This is a genomic window from Pedobacter sp. (assembly GCF_965227205.1).
In the GTDB taxonomy this organism is placed as follows: domain Bacteria; phylum Bacteroidota; class Bacteroidia; order Sphingobacteriales; family Sphingobacteriaceae; genus Pedobacter.
The window spans coordinates 2,537,038-2,562,156 of the sequence record NZ_OZ245727.1; the positions used below are offsets into that span (position 1 = coordinate 2,537,038).

Consider the following 25,119-nt stretch of genomic DNA (forward strand, 5'->3'; position numbering starts at 1 on the left):
AAGCTAAAAACTTCGCTACTTAGTAACTGTTATTTAACATTACAGGCATTACAAGCATTAGCACATCTTCGTTTTCATCATTAGTTTGAGGAATTAATAATCCTGCTCTATTTGGTGTAGAAAGCTCTAATGTAACTTCATCGCCACTTAAATTATTAAGCATTTCGATTAAGAAACGAGCATTAAAACCTATTTCTAAGTCTTCACCATCGTATTGACAGCTTAAACGCTCATGCGCCTCATTAGCAAAATCTAGATCTTCTGATGAAATATTTAATTCGCTACCATTAATTTTCAATCGAACCTGGTGCGTAGTTTTATTGGCAAAGATAACCACACGACGAAGTGTATTTAAAAATAAACTTCTATCAATAACCAATTTATTAGGATTATTTTGAGGGATAACTGCCTCGTAATCAGGATAACGCTCGTCTATTAAACGACACACTAAATTGATGTTTTCAAATTTAAAGAAAGCACTTGTAGCGTTATAATCAACAGATACATTTATATCGTTTGAAGGTAACGCAGCTTTTAAAAGTGTTAATGCCTTTTTAGGAAGAATAAATGAAGTTGCTTTATCAGCTTTGCTATCCATACGGCGGTAACGCACCAATTTATGTGCATCAGTTGCTACAAATGTAATATGCTGTGGAGATAGTTGGCAAAATACACCAGTCATTGCCGGGCGTAATTCATCGTTACTAACCGCAAAAATTGTTTTTGTAATTGCTTCTGTTAAAACTGAAGCAGGTAAATTAACTGATGATGCATTTTCAACTACCGGAATTTTCGGGAAATCATCACCGTTTTCTCCGCTAAGTTTATATTTTCCATCACCTGCACTAATTTCAATTGCGAAAGTTGCATCATCAATATTAAAAGAAATTGGCTGGTCTGGTAAAGTTTTAAGGGTATCTAATAAAATTTTAGATGGAACAGCTACTTTACCCTCCTCTTTCGATTCTACAGCCAAAGCAGTAGTCATGCTGGTTTGTAAATCAGTTGCAGAGATTGTTAAATTGCCTTCTTTAATTTCGAAAAGAAAATTTTCTAATATAGGTAAAACCGTACTGCTGCTAGATGCACCATTTACAGTTTGTAGGTGTTTTAATAAAGTTGATGTGGATACAATAAATCTCATGATATCAATTAGTCTTCTTCAAAAATATAAAAATTATTTAGCGTACTTGTACTTGCGGTAATAATGTTGAAAAGTTGCAAAGAATATTAACAATAATAAAGGAAAAACAACATTTATTACCTGCCATTTGGTTTTTTCTAGCTTAATTTTTGCTTTATCGAGCAATCGAGTTTTAACTTCTTTATTTCTTAACTCAATTAGATTATCATCATCGGTAAAATAATCTGCAATATTTAAAAGTAGTGCTTTATTTCCGTAAGTACGTTGTGTATATCTATCAAAGCCTAATGGCAACGGCGAGTTATCTTTTGCAATAACCTGATTTTTGAAAATATCTCCATCACCAATTACAACCATTTTTGAATTTTTACTTACCGCAGCATTTGTATAAGGACTTCCAATTTGAGCAGGCAATGGCCTCCCGGCAAAAACTGATGGAAATTCACCCTCTAATAAAACGCCCGCACTTTGTAGTGGATTTTGGAAAGTTTTCGGATCAGGTTGTTCTGCAACCATTTGCAAAGAGAATAACTTCGGAACATTGAAAACTTTATTAAACGCTGATGTAGTTAAAATATAAGTCTTCTTTACATCTTTAACGCCAATAGTATCTACTGTACTTGGAAATTCAGTTTTTATACCATCTAAATTTTTCACTAAGCTTGCAGCAGTATCTGGTAATAAAATTGGGTAATAAATCCAGGGCACTAATTGAATTTGCGATTGCCCACCAACAACACCGGTTGATACAGGAATTTCGGCAGAATTTTTATCAGCAATAACATTATAATTAATCCTTGCGCCATACATAAACAGCATGTCATCAAGATTTAGGTTTTTGTTAAGCACCATTTGCGCTCCTTTACCACGTAAGCTATCTAACTCAGCAGAAACCTGGTCGATACTCCAAAGTACTCTTCCGCCGTTCATCACGAAGTAATTAATTTTATACTTTTCAGTTTCGGTAAATGCTTGTTGCGGCTTCACAATTATCATCATTTTTAGCTTATCCAAACCAGCCTTATCAATGGTATTTAAATTTACTCTACCAACTTCGTAGCTACTGGAAAGTGTGTGTATTGCATCGTAAAGCTCTAAATCAGATGGTTCTCCATTTGCCTCTGTAAAACCGATGCGAGGATTATTTCCTGTTACTACTTTTTTAATACCTGATGTAAAAACATATTCCAGGTTCTCTATTGAACGGTTAATATTATCTTCATAATTACCGCTTGCATCAAGATTTTGGAAAAGTTTAACGGGTAATTCTTTACCATCGCTTTCAATCATCGCCATTGGATAAACCAGTTTTTGAGTTAAACCACTCTCAGTTTTAACACTTAAATTTGTAGCTTCTATACCATGTTGATACAGATTATTTATAACCGTATCTTGATCTGCAGCGTTTAAACCTTCCAAAGGATCTACAAAAACGACCTTTAATTCGGCATTTGAATAAGCTTTATAATCGCTCAGCAAATCTTTTACAGATGTTTGCAATCTTTTAAATGCAGAAGGTAGCTCTCCATTCAAAAAAACAGTAACTAAAACCGGTTTTTGTGTATTTTTTAGAACCTTTTTTGTTTTATCGTTTAACGTAAATCTTTTATCGGCAGTAAAATCAAACCGATGAAAAACATATTTACCAATAACATTAACGGCAATAAGAATTACTAAAACTACAATTATGCTTACCCAATTTTTCTTGTTCTTCATTATTTCTTCCCTCCTGCTGCTAATTTTGTAAACAATAAAAAAACTGAAGAAAAGCTCAGAAAGTAAATCAAATCTCTGGTATCTAAAACGCCACGACTAATAGATTGGTAATGCTCATTTATTCCGAATGCTGATATTGTGGTTTCGAACGAACTTAATGCAAAAAGTTGACTGGTATAATCGAAACCTAAAAATGCAAATGCACAAATTGTTGCAGAAATTGCAAATGCTATAATTTGGTTTTTTGTAATTGATGAAGCAAAAACGCCTATTGATGTGAATGCGGTTCCGAGCAAAAACAACCCAACGTAAGAACCGATTACTGCTCCGGAATCGACATTTCCTTCAGGCAAACCTAATTTTGAGATGGAAAAATAATAAATAGTTGTTGGTATTAATGAGAATAAAACCAAAACTAAACACGATAAATATTTGGCAAAAATAATTTGCCAAAGCGTAATTGGCTTGGTAATCAATAACTCGTAGGTTCCTTCTTTTTTTTCTTCAGCAAATGAGCGCATGGTTATCGCCGGAATTAAAAACATAAAAAGATATGGAACCAGGCTAAAGAAACCGCCGAGTTCAGCATAACCATAATCAAGTATCGATGTATCAGGAAAAAACCATAATAAAAGGCCGGAAACCAGCAAAAAAATCCCAATAGTTATAAAGGCAACCATCGAGCTAAGAAAACTATATAATTCGCGTTTAAAAACTGCGTACATAACTAAATTTAAATGCCGAAGTTAATAAAATATTAAAGCAAATTATAGATGATGGCGTGTTAAATAAGCCTTAAATAAATTGCTTACATCATTAATACTTTCATAGTTTGGTCTGATAAAACCTATACCCGGATGGTCCTGATCCCAAATTGCACCAATCATAACTGCGCTGATAATTACAAAAATGGTAGAAACAATAAAAGTTTCGTTTGAATGGAATTTCTTCATAAATCCAATTAAAAATCCCATCATAAAAGAATATAGAATTAAAATTGCAATTATTAATGATGGTGTGGTTTTACCGTAGTTTTGAGTTAAGCGAATGTAAGCTGAGCGCAAGCCGCTTGTATTGGTTGTTACCTCGTTAATTTCATTTTTTGATGCAGGATATTTATTCAAATATTCTATCAAAAATTCATCTAGTTTTTGATCATTCGCAATAATCTTGTTAACAATTACACCCGTTTCGGGCGCATTAGCATTAAGGTTATGCTCATGAATTTCAAAAAAATCCATTAAATATTTATGTACGGCAGTTTGTAATTCTGGCTCAAAATATTTCGATTTTTTTACCACTAAAGATAGTCGATCTGCTACATCGTAAATTTCTTCATTTCGTTCGGCTGCATTGTTACTTGAGCCTGCTAGTGCAAATGAAAGTAGCAAAGCATAAATGCTCATCAAGCTTGATTCCAGTCCGATATTCTTCCAGGATTTATTTAGATTTAACCGATAAGAAGCGTATCTGGTACCGACCAGAATACTTAAAATCAGCAAAGCTGGATAAAGAATTATGAAAAAGAAATATTGGAACATGGCTTAGAATTAACTACAAAGAAAAACCAAAACCTACTGATAATACATTATTTTTTTCCTGATAGAAATTTCTATTCCCACCAGTTATCGTTCTAAAACCTATACCGTAACCCACATGAATATTCAATCCGTTATCTAGTTCGAAACCACCTAAAAGATTCACCCCATAATCATCCTTCTGAAAATCCTTGTCACTCCCAAATTCTAATTTCCTATCTCCAGAAGTAGTTGTTGTACTACCATTTACTGTAATAGTCGATTCGAATTTATTCCTTCCACTGATGGCCATACCATAATATGGTCCTCCTCCTAACAATACCTTTCCTTTTCCAACTTCAATGGCAAATATTCCATTTACAGGTATTTCTAGATACATTAAGTTTACTTTACCATCGTAGTGATATATTTCACCTCCTAAGTTATATCGATTACCATATTTTGCACCTTTATTTAATAGTGTAACACCTGGTTGAATAGAGAAAAAGCTTGAAACAGGAAAATCGACAATTCCACCAATGTAAAACGAAGGATTCATTTTGTAATCTGGTGGTTCAGGGCCATCGAAAGCATTTGCACCACCATTTGCCGAAATGGTTGGCAAAGTAAGTCCGGCTTTTATGCCAACTTTTATTTGATTTGTTTGTGAAAAGGCGCCAAAAGAAATGGCAGCAATTGATAGCGTTAAAATTAATTTTTTCATAAATAGTTTTTCGGTTAAGAAAATTAAGAAAAAATTAAAGAACTAAATAAGATTTAGTTGATTTATCCGAAAAATAACGCAGGCTTAATTACAATTCAAATGCATAAGCTACTCTTAAGCCTGCAAAACCTTTAGAGTTTGATCTATTTAGAAATTGTAATTCATCGTTTCTACCTGTCCAACCTTCGTAACGAAGACCAACATCTAGTAAACCTTTACCACGCAGTTTAAAAATGTTTCCTACACCTGGCGACCAAACAAATAATGTTTTTTGTCCCTGGTTTACCGGTAATCCAGCTCCCAATTGCGCTTCAGCGTAGAAGCCTTCGCTTAAATAATATTTTAAACCTGCTTTTAATGGAATATATGTTAAATCTTTAACGATAAGAACTTGATTTCGTCTGCCAAAAAAGTTCATAAAACCAGCATTTAAGCTTAACGCAAATTGATTGGAAACCGGTAAATCTAATTTTATAGATGCTCCTGTTCCAATTGCAGAAATACCAGAAAAATTACCGGATGGAAGACCAATTTCTGCACCAACACTTAAGTTAGTTGTATTTTGAGCCTTTAAGGTTACACCTGAAAAAAATAACAAAGCAAATAACAAAAAACTGGATTTCGACATAAATTAAGCAGTAAGTTTTCTAAAAATATCTTCTAATGAGCTTTGATTATTTGCCTTTTTAATTCCTTCAAGCGTATCGTTTGCAACGATTTTACCTTTGTTAATTATGATAATGTCATCGCAAATGGCTTCAACCTCTTGCATAATATGAGTTGAAATAATAACCGTTTTGTTTTTGCCTAGTGCTTTAATCAATGCTCTGATATCAACCAATTGATTTGGGTCTAAACCCGATGTTGGTTCATCTAAAACCAATACATCCGGATTATGGATAATCGCCTGAGCTAAGCCAACACGTTGACGATAACCTTTTGATAACATCCCGATTTTTTTATGCTGTTCTGGTGTTAAACCAACCATTTTAATCACTTCCTCAACACGCTCAGAAATATTTTTTAACCCATAGGTTTGAGCAACAAAATTAAGAAATTCCTTTACATACATATCCGTGTAAAGCGGTGTGTTTTCTGGCAAATAACCAATATGCTTTTTAGCGATAATTGATTGACTAACGATGTCATTTTCAGAAATTTTAGCTTCACCCGATGTTGGCTCCAAATATCCGGTTAACATTCGCATAGTAGTAGATTTACCTGCCCCGTTCGGACCAAGAAAGCCTAAAATCCGACCAGGTTTTGCATCGAAACTAATCGAATCTACCGCTTTTTGTTTGCCGTAATGTTTAGAAAGGTTTTTAACTGAAATACTCATTGTGTTTCTTTATAAATCGGTCGTCATTGCGAGGCACGAAGCAATTTTTCTCGATGTAAATTACTTCATATCTTAAAATGAAGATATTATAATTTAATTAACGTGTGCCGAACTTATTTTCTTGTTGTATCGAAACTTATCCAGTTGCTCTGCAGCTTGGGCAATATTATCTGAAGATAAAATATCAGCACCATTGCTTACCAAATGGTAGTAAACATTTTTCGCCGGGTTAGCTATCGAAATTTTATCAATGTTACCCATTGTACCTAAAATTGTTGTAATTCCGTTATCATGAAGATATTTGTACAACTCCTTATCTGGTGCACTAACACCAACAAAAGCTACAATTCTATTATTTGGTATGCCCAAGCTGTTAAGTCTTTTCAATTCTGATTTCTTTTGTACCGATGCAGAAATCATTAAATCAGGTGCTAACTGATGTACTTCCTGAGCTTGATTTGCTGTATAAGTTATAATTATCGAATTACATTCTACTTTATATTGTTTAACCTTTTCGATAACCTTTGCGTAAGAAACACCACGCTTCAAATCGATGGTTAACAAAGCTTTTCCTTTACTCCAGTTCAAAACACTATCTAAAGTTGGTATCTTAAATTTGGTCTCGTTTCCATCATCATCTTTTAAATTAAAAGCTTGTAACTCCTGGTAGGTGTAATTTCCAATTGCTCCTTTTCCAGTGGATGTTCTATCCAATTTATCATCATGCATAATAACCAAAACAGAATCTTTGCTGTAAGCGATATCAAATTCGATTACCATTGGATTATAGGTAGTAGCGTTTTCAAAAGTTTCTATACAATTTTCTGGAAAACCGGGCATTGGACCGCCACGATGTGCACTGATTAATGGGAAACGATTTTCAGGCGACCATTTTAAAAACTGATAAAGCTCATTAGTATTATCGAATTTGATGTAGTGATGAACTTTTTCTTCTTGTTTGCACGATATAAAAGCTGTTACAACGGTTAAGAAAAGTAAAAAATGAAATCTCATGAATCAAAAGTAGGAAAAAATGGAAAAGCGGAAAGTAAAATGAAGGAATTTTGGTCAAATATGGTTAATTGTTTAAACTGGTTAATCGAGGGCCAAGCAGTTAACCAATTCGACAATTTAAACAGTTAACCAACTTAACAATTCAAACAATTAACCCACCTTACAGTTAACCCTCTTCTACGCATACCCATTTTTTATTGCAAAAACCGCCAAACCTACTCTTGTCTTAAGTTCTAGTTTTTCGCAAAGGTTATCGCGGTAGCTCTCTACTGTACGCGGACTGCAGAACATTTTATCGGCAATTTCCTTATAGTTAAGTTCGGTAACTGTATATTTCAAGAACTCCTTTTCCCGGTCAGATATTTTAATTTCGGCCTCTTTTGATTTATTTAAGCTAAAAAATATAATTTTCGATGCCCATTCTGGATAGAAAAAACCATTAGCGGCCAACTTTGTAAGTGCATTTTCTAACTCCGTAGGGTGAGCATTTTTTAAAAGATAGCCGGTTGCGCCGTTGGTAACCATTTTAATAACACTCTTATCCTCACCTTGCATACTCAGTGCCATAACTTTTATTTCCGGATGGTTAATTTTAACCCAGGTTACAGTTTCAAAACCATCCATTATTGGCATGCTAATATCTAAAAGCAAAATATCCGGAATTTTATTTCCGTTTACAAACTTATCTATCAGGTCTTTTCCGTTTTCGCAAACGTAAATAACTTCAAAATCTTCGAAGTTATTAATAATGCCTTGCAATGCTTTTGCTATAAGTACATGGTCATCTACAATAACAATAGTTTTTTTCATGATTGGTTATTTAAAATAACGGTAAGTGCAGTCCCAAAATTTGGTTTACTTTCAAATCTAAATTGTCCGCCAATAATTTCGGCTCTTTTCTTCATGTTTTTCAGGCCTATTCCATCTGCCTTAATATTTGCATAATCAAAACCCAAGCCATCATCTTGTATTTTAAGTTGCAAAAAAACGTCATCAGAAGAATGTATATCAATATTAATTTTGCTGCAATTAGCATGTTTTAAGCTATTCTGAAGAAATTCTTGCGTTACCCTCAGTAAAACATTCTTTCGTACAAAATCCAGGTCGAAATAAGCTCTATTATAACTAAAAAGCACGTCGCACTTTTGTAATGCATTTAAGTTATCTACTTCATCTTGTATTAAAGTTACAATTTCATTTCTACTCACATTATCATTGGTTAAATTTTTAGAAAGGCTTCTTAAATCCTGCAATGATGAATTTATGATCTGATAAATCTGTTCAATTTTTTCGCTTTCTTGAGGAACCTTTTTCTCGTAAACAAGTTGTTGGCTATATAAACTTACTAAAGTTAATTTTTGCCCGATGTTATCATGCAATTCTCTACCAATCTGCTGCATGGTAGCCTGTTGTATTTCTAACTGTGTTGCTAACAACTCTTTTTGATGAATCTCATTGTTAATTTTAATTTCATTCAAATATTCTTTCTTCCTCGATTTATATTTCCGAATGTAAATCATTATGGCTACAGTGAAGCTCACAAAAAACAGGTTAAATAAAATAACCGTAATTAATAATTCTGCTTTCCCCATATAAATGAAATTGAAAATAATAAATACATCACTATTCCAGAGACTAAGAAATAACCAAAATAGATATCCCAAATTGTAGAATAGTCTTTAAGTAAAGAGTAGAATGCGAAAAACGGCAGTGTTCCAATATAAAACAAGGTAACACCTAAGTTTATATAAAACATTTTATTCCTACTAAAATTAAGTATATCAACAGAATTTACCTGATTATAATACTCTTTCAACACCAAAAACATCAGCAGTAAGCAACCCAGGGTATAATTAAAAGAAAAGTAAATTTTCTTTTCGCTAAAAAAGATTTCGCTAACCAGAAACGATGAAATATATAAGGCCGAAAACCAATAAAATAATCTATAGTTATCAAAAGATTTTACTGCATAAAGCCAATAGAAGAATATAAATTGAAATGGAATAATAAGGTAGTTGTAATACTTTGCTTTCGAGAAACTGAAGTACAAACCACCCCATTTACCAAGAATTTCGCTTAAAAAAATTAGAATTAAGTAGTAAATAAAAAACCTCCAATATTGATTTTTTAGAGGTTTATAATTTAGCAAAGCGATAATTGCAGCCAAGCCTTCTACCCAAAGAAAGCTTTCGCTTAAAAATTTCTGGAAATCACTCAATTCCATTCGTTTCTAATAATTTTCTACCACAGTAACTGCTGGCGGAATGGTTTGACCATGATTTTGAGCCATTACCTCTAGTGCTTGGGTTTCACTATCTGCACTTATTGACATAGTTCTTAAAACCTCACCTTTCTCTTTTCTATTACGAGTATATGTTGTTGCATCAAGTGGGTTGAAATCATAATCTAAATAGTTACCAAGGCTGTCTTTAATTTTCAATGTTGGTACCATAATCAGCGTGTGTTTCTCAGCTAATTCTTTAGATATTGAAAGGTTTCTAAAAATATCCCAATTATCAACTTTTGGGTAAGCAGCATAGTAAAAACGTAATCCTAATCTTTCTTCAGCAATTCCTCTGTCTACCTTTTTGGTTTCATTTTCAATATCTGATGTGAATTTTTTTAGGGTTTTAAAATCAAACCAAACCGAATGTGCATCGTTAATACCCAGCGTTTTATTTATCAATGCTAACTGAATATCACGGTAATTATTAACCATTAGTTGGATGGCTTTTTCGCTCATTGTATTAGGTTTTCCTACGCTTCTATCCTTATTAGAATTATTAAAAAGTTTTTGAAATAGATAAAGTGCAATTGCGCCCGAAACAAATGCAATAACGTAACTGAATGTTGGGTTCGATTCCATAGTTTTTTGGTTTTTATTAAAGTTAATGTTTATTCTCAAATGTGATAAAACTTTTAAGCTTAAAACATGGGGTTTTCCCCATATTTCTATAGTTGTTTTCACCATTTATGGATTTGTTCCTTTCACTACTGATTTTTAGTGATTTACCTGCCAATTTTTTACCCAGGTTAATTGAATTTTGGATGTATAAAACCTCAACAATTTTTAAGGAATAAACCGAAAATCCTAAACAGAGTAGGTACTAAATCAATAAACTAAAAATCATGTCAAAAACTTTGAAAAAAGAAGAAAAGGTAGAGTACACAGGCAGATACCTTGTATTGTTACCAGAAGGATCTAACACATCAGATTCTATTAACCAAATTAACTCGATAAGTGGCTTAAACCTGAAAAGCTCTCTCGAATTTGAAAATGAATTTTTTACCGATAAAGACCTTGCCAAAACCGATGGTATTATCTTAGATAAACTAGGCATTGCAATCGTTAACGAAAAACCAAAAATTGAAAACAGCATTAGCAGTTTTGGAGATAACCAAATGATTGTAGAAAAAGAAACTGTAGTTTATGCCATCGGGATGCTTGATGAAAGCACTCAAAACTATGTTGAAGGTTACAGAGATGCGATAAACCAAATAACAAATGCTTTGGTTGGCTCTGAGTTTGATGAATCGAGCTATGCAGAGCAGGAATCGGAAGTTGAATCGGTTGGTGCAACCTGGGGTTTAAAAGCAACTAATGTTGTACCTACAACTTTCTTAAGGTATAATCCTTATAATGGTGCAGGTATTAAAATTGCAATCTTAGATACCGGATTCGATTTCACACACCCTGATTTTGCTGGGCGCCCGGTTGTGCACCAAAGTTTTATTGCTGGCGAAGCTACGCAAGATGGACACGGCCACGGAACACATTGTACAGGAACTGCTTGCGGACCATTAAATTCGCCATCAGCTTCTGAAAGATATGGAATTGCCTATGCTGCAAGCATTTATATTGGCAAAGTATTAAGCAATGGTGGCTCTGGTGGCGATGGAGGCATTCTTGCAGGTATTAACTGGGCAATTGCAAACCGTTGTGAAGTAGTAAGCATGTCTTTAAGAGGTTTTTTAACCGGGCCAGGTTATTCGGCTGTGTTTGAAACTGCTGCAGCCAGAGCTTTGGCGCAAGGAACTTTAATTATTGCAGCCGCCGGAAATGATTCATCAAGACCTGGTACGGTTAGACAAGTGATGCATCCTGCAAATTGTCCATCAATAATGGCGGTTGGAGCTGTAGATGTTAATATGAATGTTGCAAGTTTTTCAAACGGTGGCTTATACCCTACTTATGGTGCTGTTGATATTGCCGCACCTGGTGTAGGCGTTTACTCATCTACAAAATTGCCTACCAAATATGCAACCTGGAACGGAACCAGTATGGCTACACCACACGTTGCCGGAATAGCAGCACTTTGGGCTCAGGCATCGGGTTTACGTGGCATAAATTTGTGGCGTAAATTAACTTCAACAGCAAAAGCGCTATCTTCGCCTGCAAGAGATGTTGGTGCAGGTTTAGTACAGGCGCCTACAAAAAATAGATTAATTAAATTTCCAATAGATAGATTTCCAATTGAAAGACCTCCAATCTTGGTAAATCCTAGATTCCCTATCGATCCAATTGGTCCTATTGAAAAAATAATAAGATGAAATCAAAATGGTTAATATCTGTTAAAGATGGTAGTTTGAACACCGTATCCAATGACCTTAAAAAATTAGGGATAAAGAGTATTGAAACGCTCGAATCGATTGGTGTAATTATGGTTGTTCCGACAAACCAGAAAATGGCAGATGTAAAAAAAATTAATGGCGTATTAAGTGTTGAGGAAGAAAGGGACGTTAACATTTAGCCAAAACCATTCAGTTTTAATTGTAAACGATGCTGCATAACCTGTAGCATCGTTTTTTGCTTTAGGCTTTAGAAAACCCTTGATAGTTGCACAATTTTAGCCACCTAAACCCGATTGCAGCGAGCACGAAGTGTAACGAAGTAAAGCGTAAAGCGGGGCTATCACAACCGATTAGCATTGCAATTGCTTTCCAAATAATTTTGAACCACCTGAGACATCTAAGAAACAATTAAGCTCCTGCTTTACTTTAATCTTTGGTCTTTAGTCTTTCAGCTCAAAATAATTATCTTTGCCTCCATTATGGCTCAAAAGAATAACGACGAACAATTTAAAAATGTAATATCACATGCTAAAGAATACGGTTTTGTATTCCAAAGCAGCGAAATATATGATGGCTTAAGTGCCGTTTACGATTACGGCCAGTTGGGTGCCGAGTTGAAAAACAACATTAAAACGTACTGGTGGAAAGCCATGGTACAAATGCATGAAAACATTGTTGGAATTGATTCTGCGATTTTTATGCACCCGAAAGTTTGGAAAGCCAGCGGACACGTTGATGGTTTTAACGACCCGATGATTGATAACAAGGATTCGAATAAGCGTTATCGTGCCGACCAATTATTAGAGAATAAAATTGATGAGTTATATTCTGAATTAGCCAATTTTAGTGCAGAAAACAAAGCAAAATTCGAGGAGTTTCAACAAAATATTCTTTCTTGGAGTGATGAAAATCAAGCAGGTTGGATTGAAGGATTTAAAAATGAGAATGAAGCGCTAGATAACGCTAAATACCCTTTTGTTGATGAAGCAAGCTGGAGATTTGTGAAAAAAGGTTTAGCGCTTGAAGTGGAAATGAATTTGGCGCTTAAATCTGAAAATTTAGCCCAGCTGAAAGATTTAATTGTTGATTATAAAGTTATTTGCCCAATTTCTAAAACATCGAACTGGACGGATGTTCGCCAGTTTAACCTGATGTTTAGCACGCAATTTGGTGCAATGGCAGAAGGAAGTGATGAAGTTTACCTTCGTCCGGAAACGGCGCAAGGTATTTTTGTAAACTTTTTGAACGTTCAAAAATCGGGAAGAATGAAAATTCCTTTCGGTATAGCGCAAATTGGTAAAGCTTTCAGAAATGAGGTAATTGCCCGCCAGTTTATTATGCGTATGCGTGAGTTTGAGCAAATGGAAATGCAATTTTTTGTTCGCCCGGGTGAAGACAAAAAATGGTTTGAATACTGGAAAGAAGCTCGCCTTAAATGGCACAAAGCTTTAGGAACATCGCCTGAAAAATATCGTTACCACGACCATGTTAAGTTAGCACATTATGCTAATGCGGCAACTGATATTGAATTTGAATTCCCATTCGGATTTAAAGAAGTTGAAGGTATTCACAGTAGAACTGATTTCGATTTAACACAGCATCAGGAATTTTCTGGCAAGAAAATGCAGTATTTTGATAACGATTTAAATGAGGATGGTAAACCTTACGGAAATTACGTTCCTTATGTTATCGAAACGTCTATCGGTTTAGATCGTATGTTTTTGTTAACAATGATTAATGCTTTTGAAGAAGAGGATTTAAGTACAGAAGAAAAACAAGACAGCCGTACTTTATTGCGTTTACACCCAGCTTTAGCGCCTTATAAAGTTGCAGTTTTCCCTTTAACTAAAAAAGATGGTTTGCCAGAAAAAGCTCGTGAAATTATGGATACTTTGAAATTTGATTTCAACTGTATTTATGAAGAGAAAGATGCGATTGGTAAACGTTATCGCCGCCAGGATGCAGTTGGAACACCTTTCTGTATTACAGTTGACCACCAAAGTTTAGAGGATAACACCGTTACGATTCGCCATCGCGATAGCATGGAACAGGAGCGTGTTGCCATTGCCGATTTAGGAACAATTGTGAATAAAGCGGTAAGTTGGAAAAACTTATTGGCTTAGATTTAATTACCACCTTAGGCATTTAAGGTAGATTTATAATAATTAGTCGCAGGTTTTTAATCTGCGACTTTTTTTATGCGAAAAACATCAATCGATTGAAATTAAGTTTTCGAGACTAATGCCAAGCTTTGATTTAGTTGTGATGTAAAAGCTTCTAACCTTTTCGCTAATTTAGATATCATAACCTAACCAAATGACCAAAAAAGTTTCTTCTCTTTTACTATTGATGTTTTTTACGACAGTTGCTCTCGCTCAACCTAAAAACCCAAAGTTTAAAGTCATTGCTTTTTACACAGGTAAAAGCGATTTAGCACACATCAGTTTTGTAAATGAAGCGAATAAATGGTTTACGGAAGTAGCCGAAAAAAATAGCTTCAGTTACGATTCAACCTCAAATTGGGAGAATTTAAACTCAGAATTTTTATCGAAATATCAGGTAGTTTTATTTTTAGATACTCGGCCAGAAAAACCTGAGCAACGCGAAGCTTTTCAAAAATATATGGAAAATGGTGGTGCTTGGATGGGTTTTCATTTTTCGGCTTTTGCATTAGAAAAATCAGCCTACGATATGAACTGGAATTGGTACCATAATACCTTTTTAGGCTCTGGGAGTTACAGTAGCAATACATGGCGACCAACTTCTGCAATTTTGAAAGTAGAAAGTAAAAGCCATCCTGTGGTTAAAAATTTGCCAAAAACATTTAAAGCTCAACCAAATGAATGGTATCGCTGGCAAAACGATTTAAAGAAAAACCCAGATATTAAAATTCTACTAGCAATTGATTCGACAAGTTTCCCATTAGGTACTGGACCAAAAGCAAACGAAACTTGGCATAGCGGTTATTATCCCGTTGTATGGACAAACAAAAACTACAAAATGGTTTACTTTAATATGGGGCATAACGATATGGATTATGAACATAAATTTGACGATACTAACAAAACTTTATCTTTTACTTTTGATAATGAAATTCAAAACAAAATGATTTTGAACAGTTTAATTTGGTTAGGTACAGGTAAAAAAGTAAAGTAGAATGTAATTTTAATTCCTTCTATTTTATATTTGATTTGCTAATCAGGAGCTAATATGAAAATCCCTCAAAAATTCTTTGCCCGTCAACACGAAATTGCAGCCGATTATTTAATAGAATTAGATAAACATCTAGCTGATATCGTTTCTGGCAGAGCAACAGAAATGTTCGAAGTAAGGGATTTTGCCGAAATTTTACACGTCCATCCTACTCATTTTAGCAATACCATTAAAGCGGCAACAGGTCATTCTCCTTGCTTTTTCTTTGAAGAACGTTTAATGGAAATTTCAAAATCGATGTTGCAAAATGTTAGTACGCCGATATCTGAAATCGCCAGAATTTTAACTTACGATCCATCGAACTTTACTAAGTTTTTTAAACACTTTTCTGGGCAAACACCAAAACAATATCGCGAAGCATATTTTCAATCACTTGCTGAAAAAAAGGAAATTTTCACCATATAAAACTTAACTACTCACCATTTTTCCTTAACGTATCACCATTTTTAGAATCAGTTTCCATTTAACTTTGTTTATCAAATTAAAAGAAAATGGAAAAACAAAATAAAATTGTACTTGTAACCGGTGGTAGCCGTGGATTGGGTAAAAATGCAGCTATTCATTTAGCAAAAAAAGGTTTAAATGTTATCCTTACATATCAATCTAAAAAAGATGATGCCGATAAAACTGTTGCTGAACTAAAAGAAATTGGTGTTAATGCAGCTGCTTTACAATTAAATGTTGCCGACAGCAAAACTTTCGATGCCTTTTTTGATGAAGTGAAAGCGGTTTTGAAATCAGTTTTTAATGCAGAAAAATTCGACTATTTGGTTAACAATGCAGGAGTTGGGATTTACAATTCGTTTGCAGAAACTACCGAAGAACAATTCGATACATTAGTAAACATTCAGTTTAAAGGAGCATTCTTTTTAACACAAAAAGCTTTGGGTATTTTAAATGATGGTGGTGGAATCGTAAATGTTTCTACCGGATTGGCTCGTTTCGCATTACCTGGCTATGCAGCTTATGCATCTATGAAAGGCGCAATGGAAACGCTGACTAAATATCAGGCTAAAGAATTGGGTGCAAGAGGCATAAACGTAAACATCGTTGCTCCTGGAGCCATAGAAACTGATTTCGGTGGCGGTGCGGTTCGCGATAACGAACAATTAAATAAAATGATTGCATCACAAACTGCGTTAGGCAGAGTTGGTTTACCAGATGATATTGGCGGTGTGGTTGCCTTTTTATGTACTGAAGAAGCCAAATGGATAAATGCACAACGCATCGAAGCATCGGGCGGTATGTTTTTATAGAAGCTTAAATTAGAAAGAGGTTTTATCATAAATCAATAATTTTGTATTTTGTCACGTTGAGCTTGTCGAAACGCATTTAAAACAATTTCACAAGTCCTTCGACAGGCTCAGGATGACATTTCGTATTTATGAAATAGCCTCTTTTTTATTTAAAATCAAACTGTTTTGCCTCTTACAAGAAATAAATAAAACTTCAAGGCGTTATCAATGAAAAACCACACATGCTTCGCCTTTTCATTTTTTCTTTACTAACATTTATAAGTTCAAATTTAGTATTTGCACAACGGTGGACTGATGCTGAATTCAAAAGAGCAAATACCGGAGCAAATGCAGATTACCTAACCAGCGAAGAAAAAAATACGCTTCTTTACATGAATCTTATTCGTATTGATGGTGAGAAATTCTACTATACTTTTCTAGAAGATTACATTAACAATTACAACGAAAAAGTTAAAAAATACAGAAACTATAATGAGTTAAAAATCTCCCGCAACAATTCTTATTATACCTCATTACTAAAACATATACGAGGGATTAAAAACCTAGCCATGTTTTATCCCGATGAAAAATTAAGCTCCTTGAGCAGAGGCCATGCTGTAGATTTAAATCGGAATAATATAGATACACATGAAAGCAGTAACGGAGATTCATTCGCCACTCGGGTATCAAAACATTTTCCCAAAAAGGCTATGAGCGAAAATATAGATTTTGGCTACTCAAATAGTTTGGATATTGTTTGCCACTTATTGCTAGATTGTGGCGTTCCCTCTCTTGGGCACAGGCAAAACCTTCTCGATCAGAAATACAAATTAAATACAGTTGGCATAAGTATTCAGCCACATCCATCTTACAGTTGGTGTGCCGTTATTGATTTTGTGGCGCAGCCAGCTACAAGTCAAAATAGCCGTTAAATAAACATCAATACTTTTTAAACAGAAAGCATAATAAAATCTTCAAATAAATTACCTTTGCAAGCACAAAGCTAAGCTAATGCGAAAACTCATCCTTGCTATTATCGATTTTTTCTATCCACCCTTTAAGGGCTTTATTTCTCAGCATAATTTTAGGTATTTGGCAACAGGCGGAAGCACATGGCTTCTAGGCATTGTGGTTTATTGGTTGGCCTTTCACTACCTGTTTTTAACCGAAGACATAAACTTTCTCTTCTTTACCGTAAAAAGAGAAACGGCAGCTTTAATCGCCGATTTTATGGTCGTTATTCCTTATAGCTTTTTATTAAACCGATATGTAATTTTCACGCATAGCGAAGTAAAAGCTCACATTCAGTTACTGCGTTTCCTAAATTTAAATTTCATAAACATTTTGCTTACATACGTTATGCAGAAGTTTTTTATCGAATATCTAGGCATATATCCAACCATCACAAAAGTTGCGGTTTCTGTTTTAATTGCAGGTTTCAGCTACTTATACCAGCATTACTTTACCTTCAGCGTAAAGAAAATTGGAGAAAAAAAATCGAAAAAATAATTTAGAAAATCAAGCTTCGGAGCATTTCGGTTAATTCAGCCCCGCCCCCGTTTCAAGTCCGCGTCTCGTACCTCGCCTTGCGGGCTTTCTCACTCTGGTCGGGTTTAGGTGGCTAAAAGATCAAGTAAAACTTACGAAGTCTCCTGAGCAATTAGTAAATAGACTTCGTAAGTTTAGGTTGGCCATTTCTATTTGCAAGTACGCTAACTGCTTCTTAGTCTAGTAAAACTTACGAAGTCTCCTAAGCAATGAGAAGATAGACTTCGTAAGTTTAAATTGGCTATTTCTATTAGCAGGTGCGTTAATTAGGTAAAACTTACGAAGTCTACCGAACAATAAGCAAATAGACTTCGTAAGTTTAAGCTGGCTATTTTATTGCACAAACTTTGTTCATAAACGGGATGGAAGCGATATCCTTTTGAGCTTTTCTGCGAAAAAGATTTAGCGAACAGCCCGACTGCAGAATCCAAGAATTGCAGGCATTCATTTCCAAAAACTAAAACAAAAACTGCTAAACAAGCATTATTACTTCAAGGTGTTAAATTTAGCGTTACACTTTCTTGATAACATAAAACCAACATCATAACTTAGCAACCGACCAACTTATTTTCATAATACCTATGAGCCATTTTAACGATTTTAATAATGCGCAAGTAGCAAAATTGCCCAATCATTTAAAGCAATTTATTGTTGCCCAGAATTACGAAAAATATTCACCAATTGACCAAGCTGTGTGGCGTTACGTAATGCGCCAAAACTACAGTTACCTTAAAAACGTTGCATATTACCCTTACATAAAAGGCTTGCAAAGAGCTGGTTTAAGCATAGAATATATTCCCGATTTGCAAACCATGAACGATAATTTAGGCAAAATTGGTTGGGGCGCTGTAACAGTTGATGGCTTTATTCCACCCGCAGCATTTATGGAATATCAGGCTTATCGTGTTTTGGTTATTGCTGCAGATATTCGCCAGATTAATCACATCGAATATACACCAGCTCCGGATATTATACACGAAAGCGCAGGACATGCGCCGATTATTGCTGATACGGATTACAACAATTATTTAAGTTATTTTGGTTCTATTGGCGCTAAGGCAATGTTCTCTGCCAAAGATTTCGAACTTTATGAAGCCATCCGTAAATTATCGATTTTAAAAGAAGCGGTTGATGCAGATGAAATACAAATCGCCAAAGCAGAAAAAGAACTTCGATACATTAGCGAAAATATGGGCGAACCTTCGGAAATGGCCTTGCTTGGTCGTTTGCATTGGTGGACAGTAGAATATGGTTTGATAGGCACCCTCGAAAACCCGAAGATTTACGGTGCAGGTTTGCTTTCATCAATTGGCGAAAGTGCTTCTTGTATGCAAAATGATGTGAAAAAATTGTGGTATAATATCGATACAATAAACTATCAATATGATATTACAAAAACTCAACCGCAGCTTTTTGTAACGCCAACATTTCAAAACCTGATTGATGTTTTGGAAAGTTTTGCTGACACTATGGCTTTTCGCCGTGGTGGTACAGAAAGCATTATGAAAGCCATTGCTTGCAAAAATATTGCAACTGCAGTTTACAGTTCGGGCATTCAGGTTAGTGGAGTCTTTACTGATATCGGTGTAGATTCTGTAGATGGATTAACCTTCATGAAAACAACTGGTGCAAGTGCTTTAGCAGTAAATGGAAAACAGTTAGAAAATCATGGTAAAAGTTACCATGCCGATGGTTTTTCATCACCTGTAGGGAAACTCAAAAATAATTCGAAACCACTTGAAGATTATAGTGAAGAAGAACTAAAATCAGCAGGAATATTATTAAATCAAGAATCGAGCTTAGTTTTTGAAAGCGGAATTGTTGTAACCGGAATTATTAAAAATATTTTAAAAACAGAGCAAAAAATTATCTTAATAACCTTTGAAAATTGTACAGTAACCGAAGGTAATGGCAATATTTTATTTAAACCCGAATGGGGAAGTTACGATATGGCGGTTGGTGAAAAGATTATTTCGGTATTTAACGGTGCTGCAGATAAAGATGCTTTTGAGGAAATTACCTTGATAAGTCTGGAGAAAACACATAAAATAATTTATGATGAAAAAACCATCAAACTACATAATTTGTATAATGAAGTTAGAACGATAAGAGAAACAAATACCGGTTTAGAAAATCTGCAGAAGATTTTTGAAAAACTTAAAACCGAACATCGACAAGATTGGCTTTGTGCTCTGGAAATTCTGGAACTGGTTTTTCACAAAAAAATATACCACCTTTTGGAAAAAGAGATTTTAGTTTACCTTGAAATTAAGGCAGGAAAAGAATCCGACCACACTAAATTAATCCACGATGGATTGCATGTAATTAAAAATCCTGTTTCGCAGCTTATATCTGATTAACTAAATTTGCAAATTACAATTAAGAAATAAGATGAATATTATAATTACAGGCGCAAGTAGTGGCATTGGTTTCGAAACCGCATTAGAACTTAGTTTACAAAACAGCAATAAAATTGTTGCTATTGCCCGTACGGCTGATAAACTGCGCAAGCTTTTAGAAATTGCTAAAAGCATAAATCCTGATTGTACTTTATTGCCTGTAGAATTTGATATTGTTAACGATGATTACAATGCACTTATCCCCTTTTTAAAAGAGCGTTTAGGAACAGTTGATATTCTGATTAATAACGCCGGCTCATTAATAAACAAGCCATTTTTAGGAACTACTGAAGCCGATTTAGGCGAAATGCTTCAAAGTAATGTGATTTCTCACTTCAGGATGATACAAAATACAATTCCACTAATGCAAGCCGGAAGCCACATTGTTAATATAGGTAGTATGGGCGGTTTTCAGGGCAGCGTAAAATTTCCGGGATTATCGGCTTATTCGGCAAGTAAAGCTGCACTACACACCTTAACAGAATGTTTAGCATTTGAACTTGCAGAAACAGGCATTAAAGTAAATTGTCTTGCTTTGGGTTCTGCACAAACAGAGATGTTAGAAGCCGCTTTTCCGGGTTACCAGAGCCCGATTATGGCGTTCGAAATGGGAAAATATGTGGCAGATTTTGCAAGAACCGGACAAAAGTTTTTTAACGGAAAAATAATCCCGGTGGCAGTAACAACGCCTTAAAAACTTGAAATATTAAAAATTATTTGTTATTTAGAGTATTGATAATCAATAATTTAAAATATGGAAACAAATAATCCCTTTCAAACAAATCCAGTACAAACAGATAACGGAAAAACCGCTTCTATAATAAGCTATTTTTGGTTTATAGGCTGGTTAATTGCTTATTTTGCGATGTACAAAGATAACAAGACAGATTTGGCTCGTTATCAGTTAAGGCAAACACTATTATTTCATCTTGTAACAACAGTTATAAGTTGGGGGTTAGGTATTCTGTTTGGTCTTGTACTATTCTCAACCGGAGGTTTTTCTATTTATTACCTTTTAAGAGCCATTCAGGTTGGCTTTATAATTCTGTGGATTATCGGTTTAATTGGCGCAATTAATGGAGAGAAAAAACCAATCCCATTTATTGGAGAAAGAGCCCAAACGATGTTTCCTAGCATATAATTAAATCTTTTATACAGTCTGAATTTTTCAATTCAGACTGTTAAATTCATCCTCATTTTCAACATTTTAATCGGCCTAATATATTTTTTATATATTTGCGACCAACATATGAAGAAAATATTAGTCGTAATTTCGTTTTTCATTTTGTCTGCAACTGCAGTTAAAGCCCAAACACAATTGCCTGCCCAATACCAGGAACTGGTTAAAAAGCTGAGCGAAAACCTTCCTAAAAACATAGAGGAAGCCGAAAAAAATTCAAATAAAACAAATTCAACAAGCCTTATAGATTTTGCCAAAAGTATGCTTGGTATTCCTTACCGCTATGCTACAAGCAATCCTAAAGTTGGTTTTGATTGTTCTGGCTTTGTGAGTTATGTTTTTAGCAATTTCGGTTTTAAAGTTCCACGTTCATCCAGAGAATTTAGCGGAACAGGAAAAACTACAACATTAGAAAATGCCAAGGTTGGAGATGTACTTATCTTTACTGGTAGTAATTCGCGAGTTAGAAGAGTTGGACACGTAGGAATTGTATATTCAATAGACGATGAAGGCATTAAATTCATTCATGCTTCATCAGGTAAGGCACGTGGAGTAACCATTACACCACTTAACGGGCACTACAAAACCCGGTTTATGAAAATAGTAAGTATTATTTAGTTTCTATTTTTTAAGATACTTCCACATTCTCGGTTTACCATCTGCTATCCATTCTATAGCAGTATCTAAGCGTTCAAGTTTGGTAGCTTCTGTTTTTGCTTCTTCCAACCATAAAACATAATCCTTTTTGTTAGAATTACTGAAATTCTGAAACACTGCTAAAGCCTTTGGATCTTCTGCCAATGCATCAATAAAATATTGAGGTATAATTAATTCCTTAAGTTCAGCTTTTGGTTTTGCAGGCAGTTTAATTCCATCTTCGTTTAGCTGAACAGCTTGTTGTATATAGGCCATTAAAACATCATCTTCAGGCAAATCATTAAACGATTTTATTTTTCCTAACAAACCCATTGCTTCACTCCTTTCTTTAAAAATCCCAAATTCATCCTCAATTAAAGAACCTTTCCAAAAACCAAAAACACAATGATTTTTAAAAGCCGCCATGTGGCAAACCGTTCCCTTGTATTCAAAAAAAGGCATGCTCCATTTCATTTTCTCTTCTATCCTCGCATCTGCTCTGTGTACCAGATTACGCAAATGCTCTAATATCGGAATGGCAAATGCTGCTGAATTTGCAATATATTGATCTACCGCAACAATTGTTTTCATACTGTTCTGGTTAGCTTTTTAAAGTAAAACTATTTTTAGCGCAAGTTCGGCATTACCATTTTGTAAATGCAGTTTTGCTAAATCATGCAATTCACGTTCGCGTGTGTATGCGTCGCCAATTGTTGCATCTAAAACTTCTTTGACTTCCGGCAACTGACTTACCAAATCTATTTCATCATCTGTTGGTAATTGCTCTATATTTCCAAGCATACCCAAATCATTACCGGTTAATACTTTTGATAACCGAACCGATTGCGGCAAACTATCTACACCAATACCCAATTTAGCTAAAGGTTTTGCTACTTTGAATAAATTTTCGGCAGTTACTCTGCAATACCAATCGCCGCCTAAACGTGCTACCAAATCAATTTTTTCCTGGTCAATTTTTCCAGAAGCATCCAAAATATCTTCGTTAATATGAATAAGTTTTACCTCAGCTAAAATCAAATTCCCTGCTCCATGATTATCGCCCAATGGAATTACCTGATTAATTACGCATTCAAACTGAACAGGTGCTTCGGCTACACGAGGTGGTTTTACCAAATCAGATTGCAGCATAGTAAAACCAGCCTTTTCAAACTCGTTAACGCCTTTTGCATACTCTGTACTCGCTAAACTCATTTGTTGTACCATACCATAATTCACAACATTTATAACACATTCCTTTACTTGCAAAACATTTTCGAGCGTGTGTTTGGTTGTATTATCCCGCACTCTCCTAGCCGGAGAAAAAATGCAAATCGGCGGTTTCGTACTGAACATGTTAAAAAAGCTAAAAGGACTCAAATTAATATTTCCATCGCTATCTATTGTAGATGCAAAGCAAATAGGTCGCGGTGCAATTGCATATTGCAAATAATCTTGTAGTTGAACGGCAGATAAATCTTCGGTTTTTAGGGTCAGCACGGTTAAATTTTTATTAGAATTATTATTTTGAAAATCAATAACAGAAGCTATTTTTTAAGTTAGTCCCGCCATTTGCTACAATCTTTTTTAACTTCTGTAATGCTGAATTAGGAGCATCCATTTAATCGGCTAGAGATGCTTCGTTCCTCAGCATGACAGGACATTGAACGTTTTTGCACTGAAAAAGTATTTTCGCTACTGTCGGGTTTATAATAGTAAGGTATACCTAAGTAAACTAAACCTGACAGTAGCGAGCACGAATGCAATGAAGTAAAGCGAATGGCAGGGCTTTCGTAACCGATGAAAACCGAAGCCTGCTTTTCAAATTATTTTACTTTTTTAGAGCCAGTATAGAAAAATCTGTATTTGTCTTGGTAATTGTATTGGTTAGCGCACCCAAACCAGTAATTTCCATTTCAACTACATCACCTTCTTGTAACCACTGGGTTTTATAATTCGGATCATTAAGTAAACCTGTACCATTTAGTTCGAGAAAACAGCCCGTTCCAACTGTACCAGAGCCGATAACATCGCCAGGAAGAATATCTACACCGTAAGAACAACGTTCTATAATTTCGGCAAATGTCCAATCCATATCGGCAGCATTACCGTTAGAAACTTCTATTCCGTTAACTCTGCAAGTCATTTTTAAATTATAAGCATTACCAACGTGTCCATCCTTTGCATCAACTTTATATTCTTCCAATTCATCGGGCGTTACCAACCAAGGGCCAATAACAGTCGAAAAATCTTTACCCTTCGCCGGACCTAAATTCAGAAGCATTTCTTCCATTTGTAAAGTTCGGGCACTCATATCGTTCATAACCATGTAACCTGCAATGTATTCATCAGCATCTGAAGCTTTTATATTCCTACCTTTTTTGCCAATTACAATTGCAAGTTCCAATTCAAAATCGAGCTTTTCGAAATGGTCGGGCATACATTCAATTTCTCCTGTACCTTGGATGGCATTATGATTAGTAAAGTAGAAAATCGGGTATTCATCAAACTGTGGAATCATATCAACCTTTCTGTTTCTACGAGCTGCAGCTACGTGCTGCCTAAAAGCGTATCCATCTCTGCAACTTGTTGGGTGCGGAACGGGTGCTAAAATTTCGTAAAAAATTTCTTCTTTAGCCTGAATTGTACCGCTTTTTATCTCTGAATCTACTTTTTTAGCTCTCTCCATTAGCACCTCGCCACCTTCCAGAAAATCTTTCATGTTATCTGGAATCAGCTTATCGCAACTGTTTAGGTTATAGATATGTCCGTTATTGAAAATGCCAAGATGTTCGCGGTCTTCGGTTTTGTAGGATACTAATTTCATATATATAATTTGGTTAAAAATATGGCGTAAAGCTAATCAATTAGGGTAGTATTTAAAA

The 25,119-nt window shown here is 34.9% G+C and carries 27 protein-coding genes; 12 read left to right on the plus strand and 15 right to left on the minus strand.

Translation table 11 applies throughout. The features are described from left to right. Positions 1–19 precede the first annotated feature (19 nt). The 12 genes from dnaN to ACO05K_RS10725 form a co-directional block, all read right to left on the minus strand. On the minus strand, positions 20–1,144 hold the full coding sequence (gene dnaN, locus ACO05K_RS10670; RefSeq protein ID WP_316736433.1) for a DNA polymerase III subunit beta: 1,125 nt from the start codon (positions 1,142–1,144) through the stop codon (positions 20–22). A 33-nt stretch (positions 1,145–1,177) separates the two neighbouring features. Next, positions 1,178–2,860 carry a gliding motility-associated ABC transporter substrate-binding protein GldG gene (gene gldG / locus ACO05K_RS10675; protein ID WP_421944430.1) on the minus strand — a complete coding sequence of 561 codons (1,683 nt, stop codon included), beginning with the start codon at positions 2,858–2,860 and terminating at the stop codon, positions 1,178–1,180. Next, positions 2,860–3,585: a gliding motility-associated ABC transporter permease subunit GldF gene (gene gldF / locus ACO05K_RS10680; protein ID WP_421944431.1), complete on the minus strand. Its 726-nt coding sequence runs from the start codon at positions 3,583–3,585 to the stop codon at positions 2,860–2,862. The genes gldG and gldF overlap by 1 nt, the downstream gene beginning before the upstream one ends. A 42-nt stretch (positions 3,586–3,627) precedes the next feature. Then, positions 3,628–4,401: a hypothetical protein gene (locus ACO05K_RS10685; RefSeq protein WP_421944432.1), complete on the minus strand. Its 774-nt coding sequence runs from the start codon at positions 4,399–4,401 to the stop codon at positions 3,628–3,630. 13 nt (positions 4,402–4,414) lie between these two features. Then, a complete protein-coding gene (locus tag ACO05K_RS10690) occupies positions 4,415–5,101 on the minus strand; it encodes an outer membrane beta-barrel protein (protein ID WP_421944433.1) in 687 nt (228 codons plus the stop codon). Positions 5,102–5,189: 88 nt separating this feature from the next. After that, positions 5,190–5,729, minus strand: coding sequence for a hypothetical protein (locus ACO05K_RS10695; protein WP_421944434.1), 540 nt, complete (start codon positions 5,727–5,729; stop codon positions 5,190–5,192). Positions 5,730–5,732: 3 nt separating this feature from the next. Next, positions 5,733–6,440, minus strand: coding sequence for an ATP-binding cassette domain-containing protein (locus tag ACO05K_RS10700; protein ID WP_421944435.1), 708 nt, complete (start codon positions 6,438–6,440; stop codon positions 5,733–5,735). 93 nt (positions 6,441–6,533) lie between these two features. Continuing rightward, a complete protein-coding gene (locus tag ACO05K_RS10705; protein ID WP_421944436.1) occupies positions 6,534–7,454 on the minus strand; it encodes a glycerophosphodiester phosphodiesterase family protein in 921 nt (306 codons plus the stop codon). Between the two features lie 177 nt (positions 7,455–7,631). Next, complete coding sequence (locus ACO05K_RS10710) at positions 7,632–8,264, minus strand: response regulator transcription factor (protein ID WP_421944437.1); 633 nt, start codon at positions 8,262–8,264, stop codon at positions 7,632–7,634. After that, entirely contained in the window at positions 8,261–9,046 is a 786-nt protein-coding gene (locus tag ACO05K_RS10715) for a sensor histidine kinase (RefSeq protein WP_421944438.1), read from the minus strand. The genes ACO05K_RS10710 and ACO05K_RS10715 overlap by 4 nt, the downstream gene beginning before the upstream one ends. After that, entirely contained in the window at positions 9,025–9,678 is a 654-nt protein-coding gene (locus ACO05K_RS10720; RefSeq protein WP_421944439.1) for a hypothetical protein, read from the minus strand. The genes ACO05K_RS10715 and ACO05K_RS10720 overlap by 22 nt, the downstream gene beginning before the upstream one ends. 6 nt (positions 9,679–9,684) lie before the next feature. After that, positions 9,685–10,320: a hypothetical protein gene (locus ACO05K_RS10725; protein WP_421944440.1), complete on the minus strand. Its 636-nt coding sequence runs from the start codon at positions 10,318–10,320 to the stop codon at positions 9,685–9,687. Between the two features lie 263 nt (positions 10,321–10,583). On the opposite strand from ACO05K_RS10725, the gene ACO05K_RS10730 reads away from it, so the two are divergent. From ACO05K_RS10730 to ACO05K_RS10785, 12 genes are all read left to right on the plus strand, one after another. Beyond that, positions 10,584–12,005 (plus strand): S8 family peptidase, encoded by a 1,422-nt coding sequence (locus tag ACO05K_RS10730; protein ID WP_421944441.1) that lies wholly within the window; start codon positions 10,584–10,586, stop codon positions 12,003–12,005. Continuing rightward, on the plus strand, positions 12,002–12,205 hold the full coding sequence (locus ACO05K_RS10735) for a hypothetical protein (RefSeq protein WP_421944442.1): 204 nt from the start codon (positions 12,002–12,004) through the stop codon (positions 12,203–12,205). The genes ACO05K_RS10730 and ACO05K_RS10735 overlap by 4 nt, the downstream gene beginning before the upstream one ends. A gap of 300 nt (positions 12,206–12,505) precedes the next feature. After that, positions 12,506–14,149, plus strand: a complete 1,644-nt coding sequence (locus ACO05K_RS10740; protein ID WP_421944443.1) for a glycine--tRNA ligase — start codon at positions 12,506–12,508, stop codon at positions 14,147–14,149. Between the two features lie 193 nt (positions 14,150–14,342). Then, positions 14,343–15,182, plus strand: coding sequence for a ThuA domain-containing protein (locus ACO05K_RS10745; RefSeq protein ID WP_421944444.1), 840 nt, complete (start codon positions 14,343–14,345; stop codon positions 15,180–15,182). A 54-nt stretch (positions 15,183–15,236) separates the two neighbouring features. Continuing rightward, on the plus strand, positions 15,237–15,644 hold the full coding sequence (locus ACO05K_RS10750; RefSeq protein ID WP_421944445.1) for a helix-turn-helix domain-containing protein: 408 nt from the start codon (positions 15,237–15,239) through the stop codon (positions 15,642–15,644). Positions 15,645–15,730: 86 nt separating this feature from the next. Beyond that, the gene (locus ACO05K_RS10755) at positions 15,731–16,495 is read left to right on the plus strand and encodes an SDR family NAD(P)-dependent oxidoreductase (RefSeq protein ID WP_421944446.1); all 765 of its coding nucleotides are present in this window, start codon (positions 15,731–15,733) and stop codon (positions 16,493–16,495) included. Between the two features lie 221 nt (positions 16,496–16,716). Next, positions 16,717–17,406: a CAP domain-containing protein gene (locus ACO05K_RS10760; protein ID WP_421944447.1), complete on the plus strand. Its 690-nt coding sequence runs from the start codon at positions 16,717–16,719 to the stop codon at positions 17,404–17,406. 79 nt (positions 17,407–17,485) lie between these two features. Beyond that, the gene (locus tag ACO05K_RS10765; protein WP_421944448.1) at positions 17,486–17,983 is read left to right on the plus strand and encodes a GtrA family protein; all 498 of its coding nucleotides are present in this window, start codon (positions 17,486–17,488) and stop codon (positions 17,981–17,983) included. Positions 17,984–18,603: 620 nt separating this feature from the next. After that, positions 18,604–20,382 (plus strand): aromatic amino acid hydroxylase, encoded by a 1,779-nt coding sequence (locus ACO05K_RS10770; protein WP_421944449.1) that lies wholly within the window; start codon positions 18,604–18,606, stop codon positions 20,380–20,382. A 31-nt stretch (positions 20,383–20,413) separates the two neighbouring features. After that, positions 20,414–21,115, plus strand: coding sequence for an SDR family oxidoreductase (locus ACO05K_RS10775; protein ID WP_421944450.1), 702 nt, complete (start codon positions 20,414–20,416; stop codon positions 21,113–21,115). A gap of 60 nt (positions 21,116–21,175) precedes the next feature. Then, entirely contained in the window at positions 21,176–21,562 is a 387-nt protein-coding gene (locus ACO05K_RS10780) for a DUF4870 domain-containing protein (RefSeq protein WP_421944451.1), read from the plus strand. 108 nt (positions 21,563–21,670) lie between these two features. Continuing rightward, positions 21,671–22,219 carry a C40 family peptidase gene (locus tag ACO05K_RS10785; protein WP_421944452.1) on the plus strand — a complete coding sequence of 183 codons (549 nt, stop codon included), beginning with the start codon at positions 21,671–21,673 and terminating at the stop codon, positions 22,217–22,219. Between the two features lie 3 nt (positions 22,220–22,222). Here ACO05K_RS10785 and ACO05K_RS10790 read toward each other — a convergent pair whose 3' ends face one another. The 3 genes from ACO05K_RS10790 to ACO05K_RS10800 form a co-directional block, all read right to left on the minus strand. Beyond that, positions 22,223–22,828 (minus strand): YdeI/OmpD-associated family protein, encoded by a 606-nt coding sequence (locus ACO05K_RS10790; protein WP_421944453.1) that lies wholly within the window; start codon positions 22,826–22,828, stop codon positions 22,223–22,225. A gap of 18 nt (positions 22,829–22,846) precedes the next feature. Next, positions 22,847–23,734, minus strand: a complete 888-nt coding sequence (locus ACO05K_RS10795) for a flavin reductase family protein (protein WP_421944454.1) — start codon at positions 23,732–23,734, stop codon at positions 22,847–22,849. A gap of 331 nt (positions 23,735–24,065) precedes the next feature. Next, entirely contained in the window at positions 24,066–25,061 is a 996-nt protein-coding gene (locus ACO05K_RS10800) for a fumarylacetoacetate hydrolase family protein (protein WP_421944455.1), read from the minus strand. Positions 25,062–25,119 lie beyond the last annotated feature (58 nt).

Coding starts and splice junctions, on each gene's coding strand:
- ACO05K_RS10760 (WP_421944447.1), top strand. CDS start 16,717: ATGCTTCGCCTTTTCATTTTTTCTTTACTAACATTTATAAGTTCAAAT.
- ACO05K_RS10750 (WP_421944445.1), top strand. CDS start 15,237: ATGAAAATCCCTCAAAAATTCTTTGCCCGTCAACACGAAATTGCAGCC.
- gldG (WP_421944430.1), bottom strand. CDS start 2,860: ATGAAGAACAAGAAAAATTGGGTAAGCATAATTGTAGTTTTAGTAATT.
- ACO05K_RS10705 (WP_421944436.1), bottom strand. CDS start 7,454: ATGAGATTTCATTTTTTACTTTTCTTAACCGTTGTAACAGCTTTTATA.
- dnaN (WP_316736433.1), bottom strand. CDS start 1,144: ATGAGATTTATTGTATCCACATCAACTTTATTAAAACACCTACAAACT.
- ACO05K_RS10725 (WP_421944440.1), bottom strand. CDS start 10,320: ATGGAATCGAACCCAACATTCAGTTACGTTATTGCATTTGTTTCGGGC.
- ACO05K_RS10780 (WP_421944451.1), top strand. CDS start 21,176: ATGGAAACAAATAATCCCTTTCAAACAAATCCAGTACAAACAGATAAC.
- ACO05K_RS10745 (WP_421944444.1), top strand. CDS start 14,343: ATGACCAAAAAAGTTTCTTCTCTTTTACTATTGATGTTTTTTACGACA.
- ACO05K_RS10775 (WP_421944450.1), top strand. CDS start 20,414: ATGAATATTATAATTACAGGCGCAAGTAGTGGCATTGGTTTCGAAACC.
- ACO05K_RS10720 (WP_421944439.1), bottom strand. CDS start 9,678: ATGGAATTGAGTGATTTCCAGAAATTTTTAAGCGAAAGCTTTCTTTGG.
- ACO05K_RS10685 (WP_421944432.1), bottom strand. CDS start 4,401: ATGTTCCAATATTTCTTTTTCATAATTCTTTATCCAGCTTTGCTGATT.
- ACO05K_RS10700 (WP_421944435.1), bottom strand. CDS start 6,440: ATGAGTATTTCAGTTAAAAACCTTTCTAAACATTACGGCAAACAAAAA.
- ACO05K_RS10765 (WP_421944448.1), top strand. CDS start 17,486: ATGCGAAAACTCATCCTTGCTATTATCGATTTTTTCTATCCACCCTTT.
- ACO05K_RS10710 (WP_421944437.1), bottom strand. CDS start 8,264: ATGAAAAAAACTATTGTTATTGTAGATGACCATGTACTTATAGCAAAA.
- ACO05K_RS10770 (WP_421944449.1), top strand. CDS start 18,604: ATGAGCCATTTTAACGATTTTAATAATGCGCAAGTAGCAAAATTGCCC.
- ACO05K_RS10715 (WP_421944438.1), bottom strand. CDS start 9,046: ATGGGGAAAGCAGAATTATTAATTACGGTTATTTTATTTAACCTGTTT.
- ACO05K_RS10785 (WP_421944452.1), top strand. CDS start 21,671: ATGAAGAAAATATTAGTCGTAATTTCGTTTTTCATTTTGTCTGCAACT.
- ACO05K_RS10755 (WP_421944446.1), top strand. CDS start 15,731: ATGGAAAAACAAAATAAAATTGTACTTGTAACCGGTGGTAGCCGTGGA.
- gldF (WP_421944431.1), bottom strand. CDS start 3,585: ATGTACGCAGTTTTTAAACGCGAATTATATAGTTTTCTTAGCTCGATG.
- ACO05K_RS10735 (WP_421944442.1), top strand. CDS start 12,002: ATGAAATCAAAATGGTTAATATCTGTTAAAGATGGTAGTTTGAACACC.
- ACO05K_RS10690 (WP_421944433.1), bottom strand. CDS start 5,101: ATGAAAAAATTAATTTTAACGCTATCAATTGCTGCCATTTCTTTTGGC.
- ACO05K_RS10695 (WP_421944434.1), bottom strand. CDS start 5,729: ATGTCGAAATCCAGTTTTTTGTTATTTGCTTTGTTATTTTTTTCAGGT.
- ACO05K_RS10730 (WP_421944441.1), top strand. CDS start 10,584: ATGTCAAAAACTTTGAAAAAAGAAGAAAAGGTAGAGTACACAGGCAGA.
- ACO05K_RS10800 (WP_421944455.1), bottom strand. CDS start 25,061: ATGAAATTAGTATCCTACAAAACCGAAGACCGCGAACATCTTGGCATT.
- ACO05K_RS10740 (WP_421944443.1), top strand. CDS start 12,506: ATGGCTCAAAAGAATAACGACGAACAATTTAAAAATGTAATATCACAT.
- ACO05K_RS10790 (WP_421944453.1), bottom strand. CDS start 22,828: ATGAAAACAATTGTTGCGGTAGATCAATATATTGCAAATTCAGCAGCA.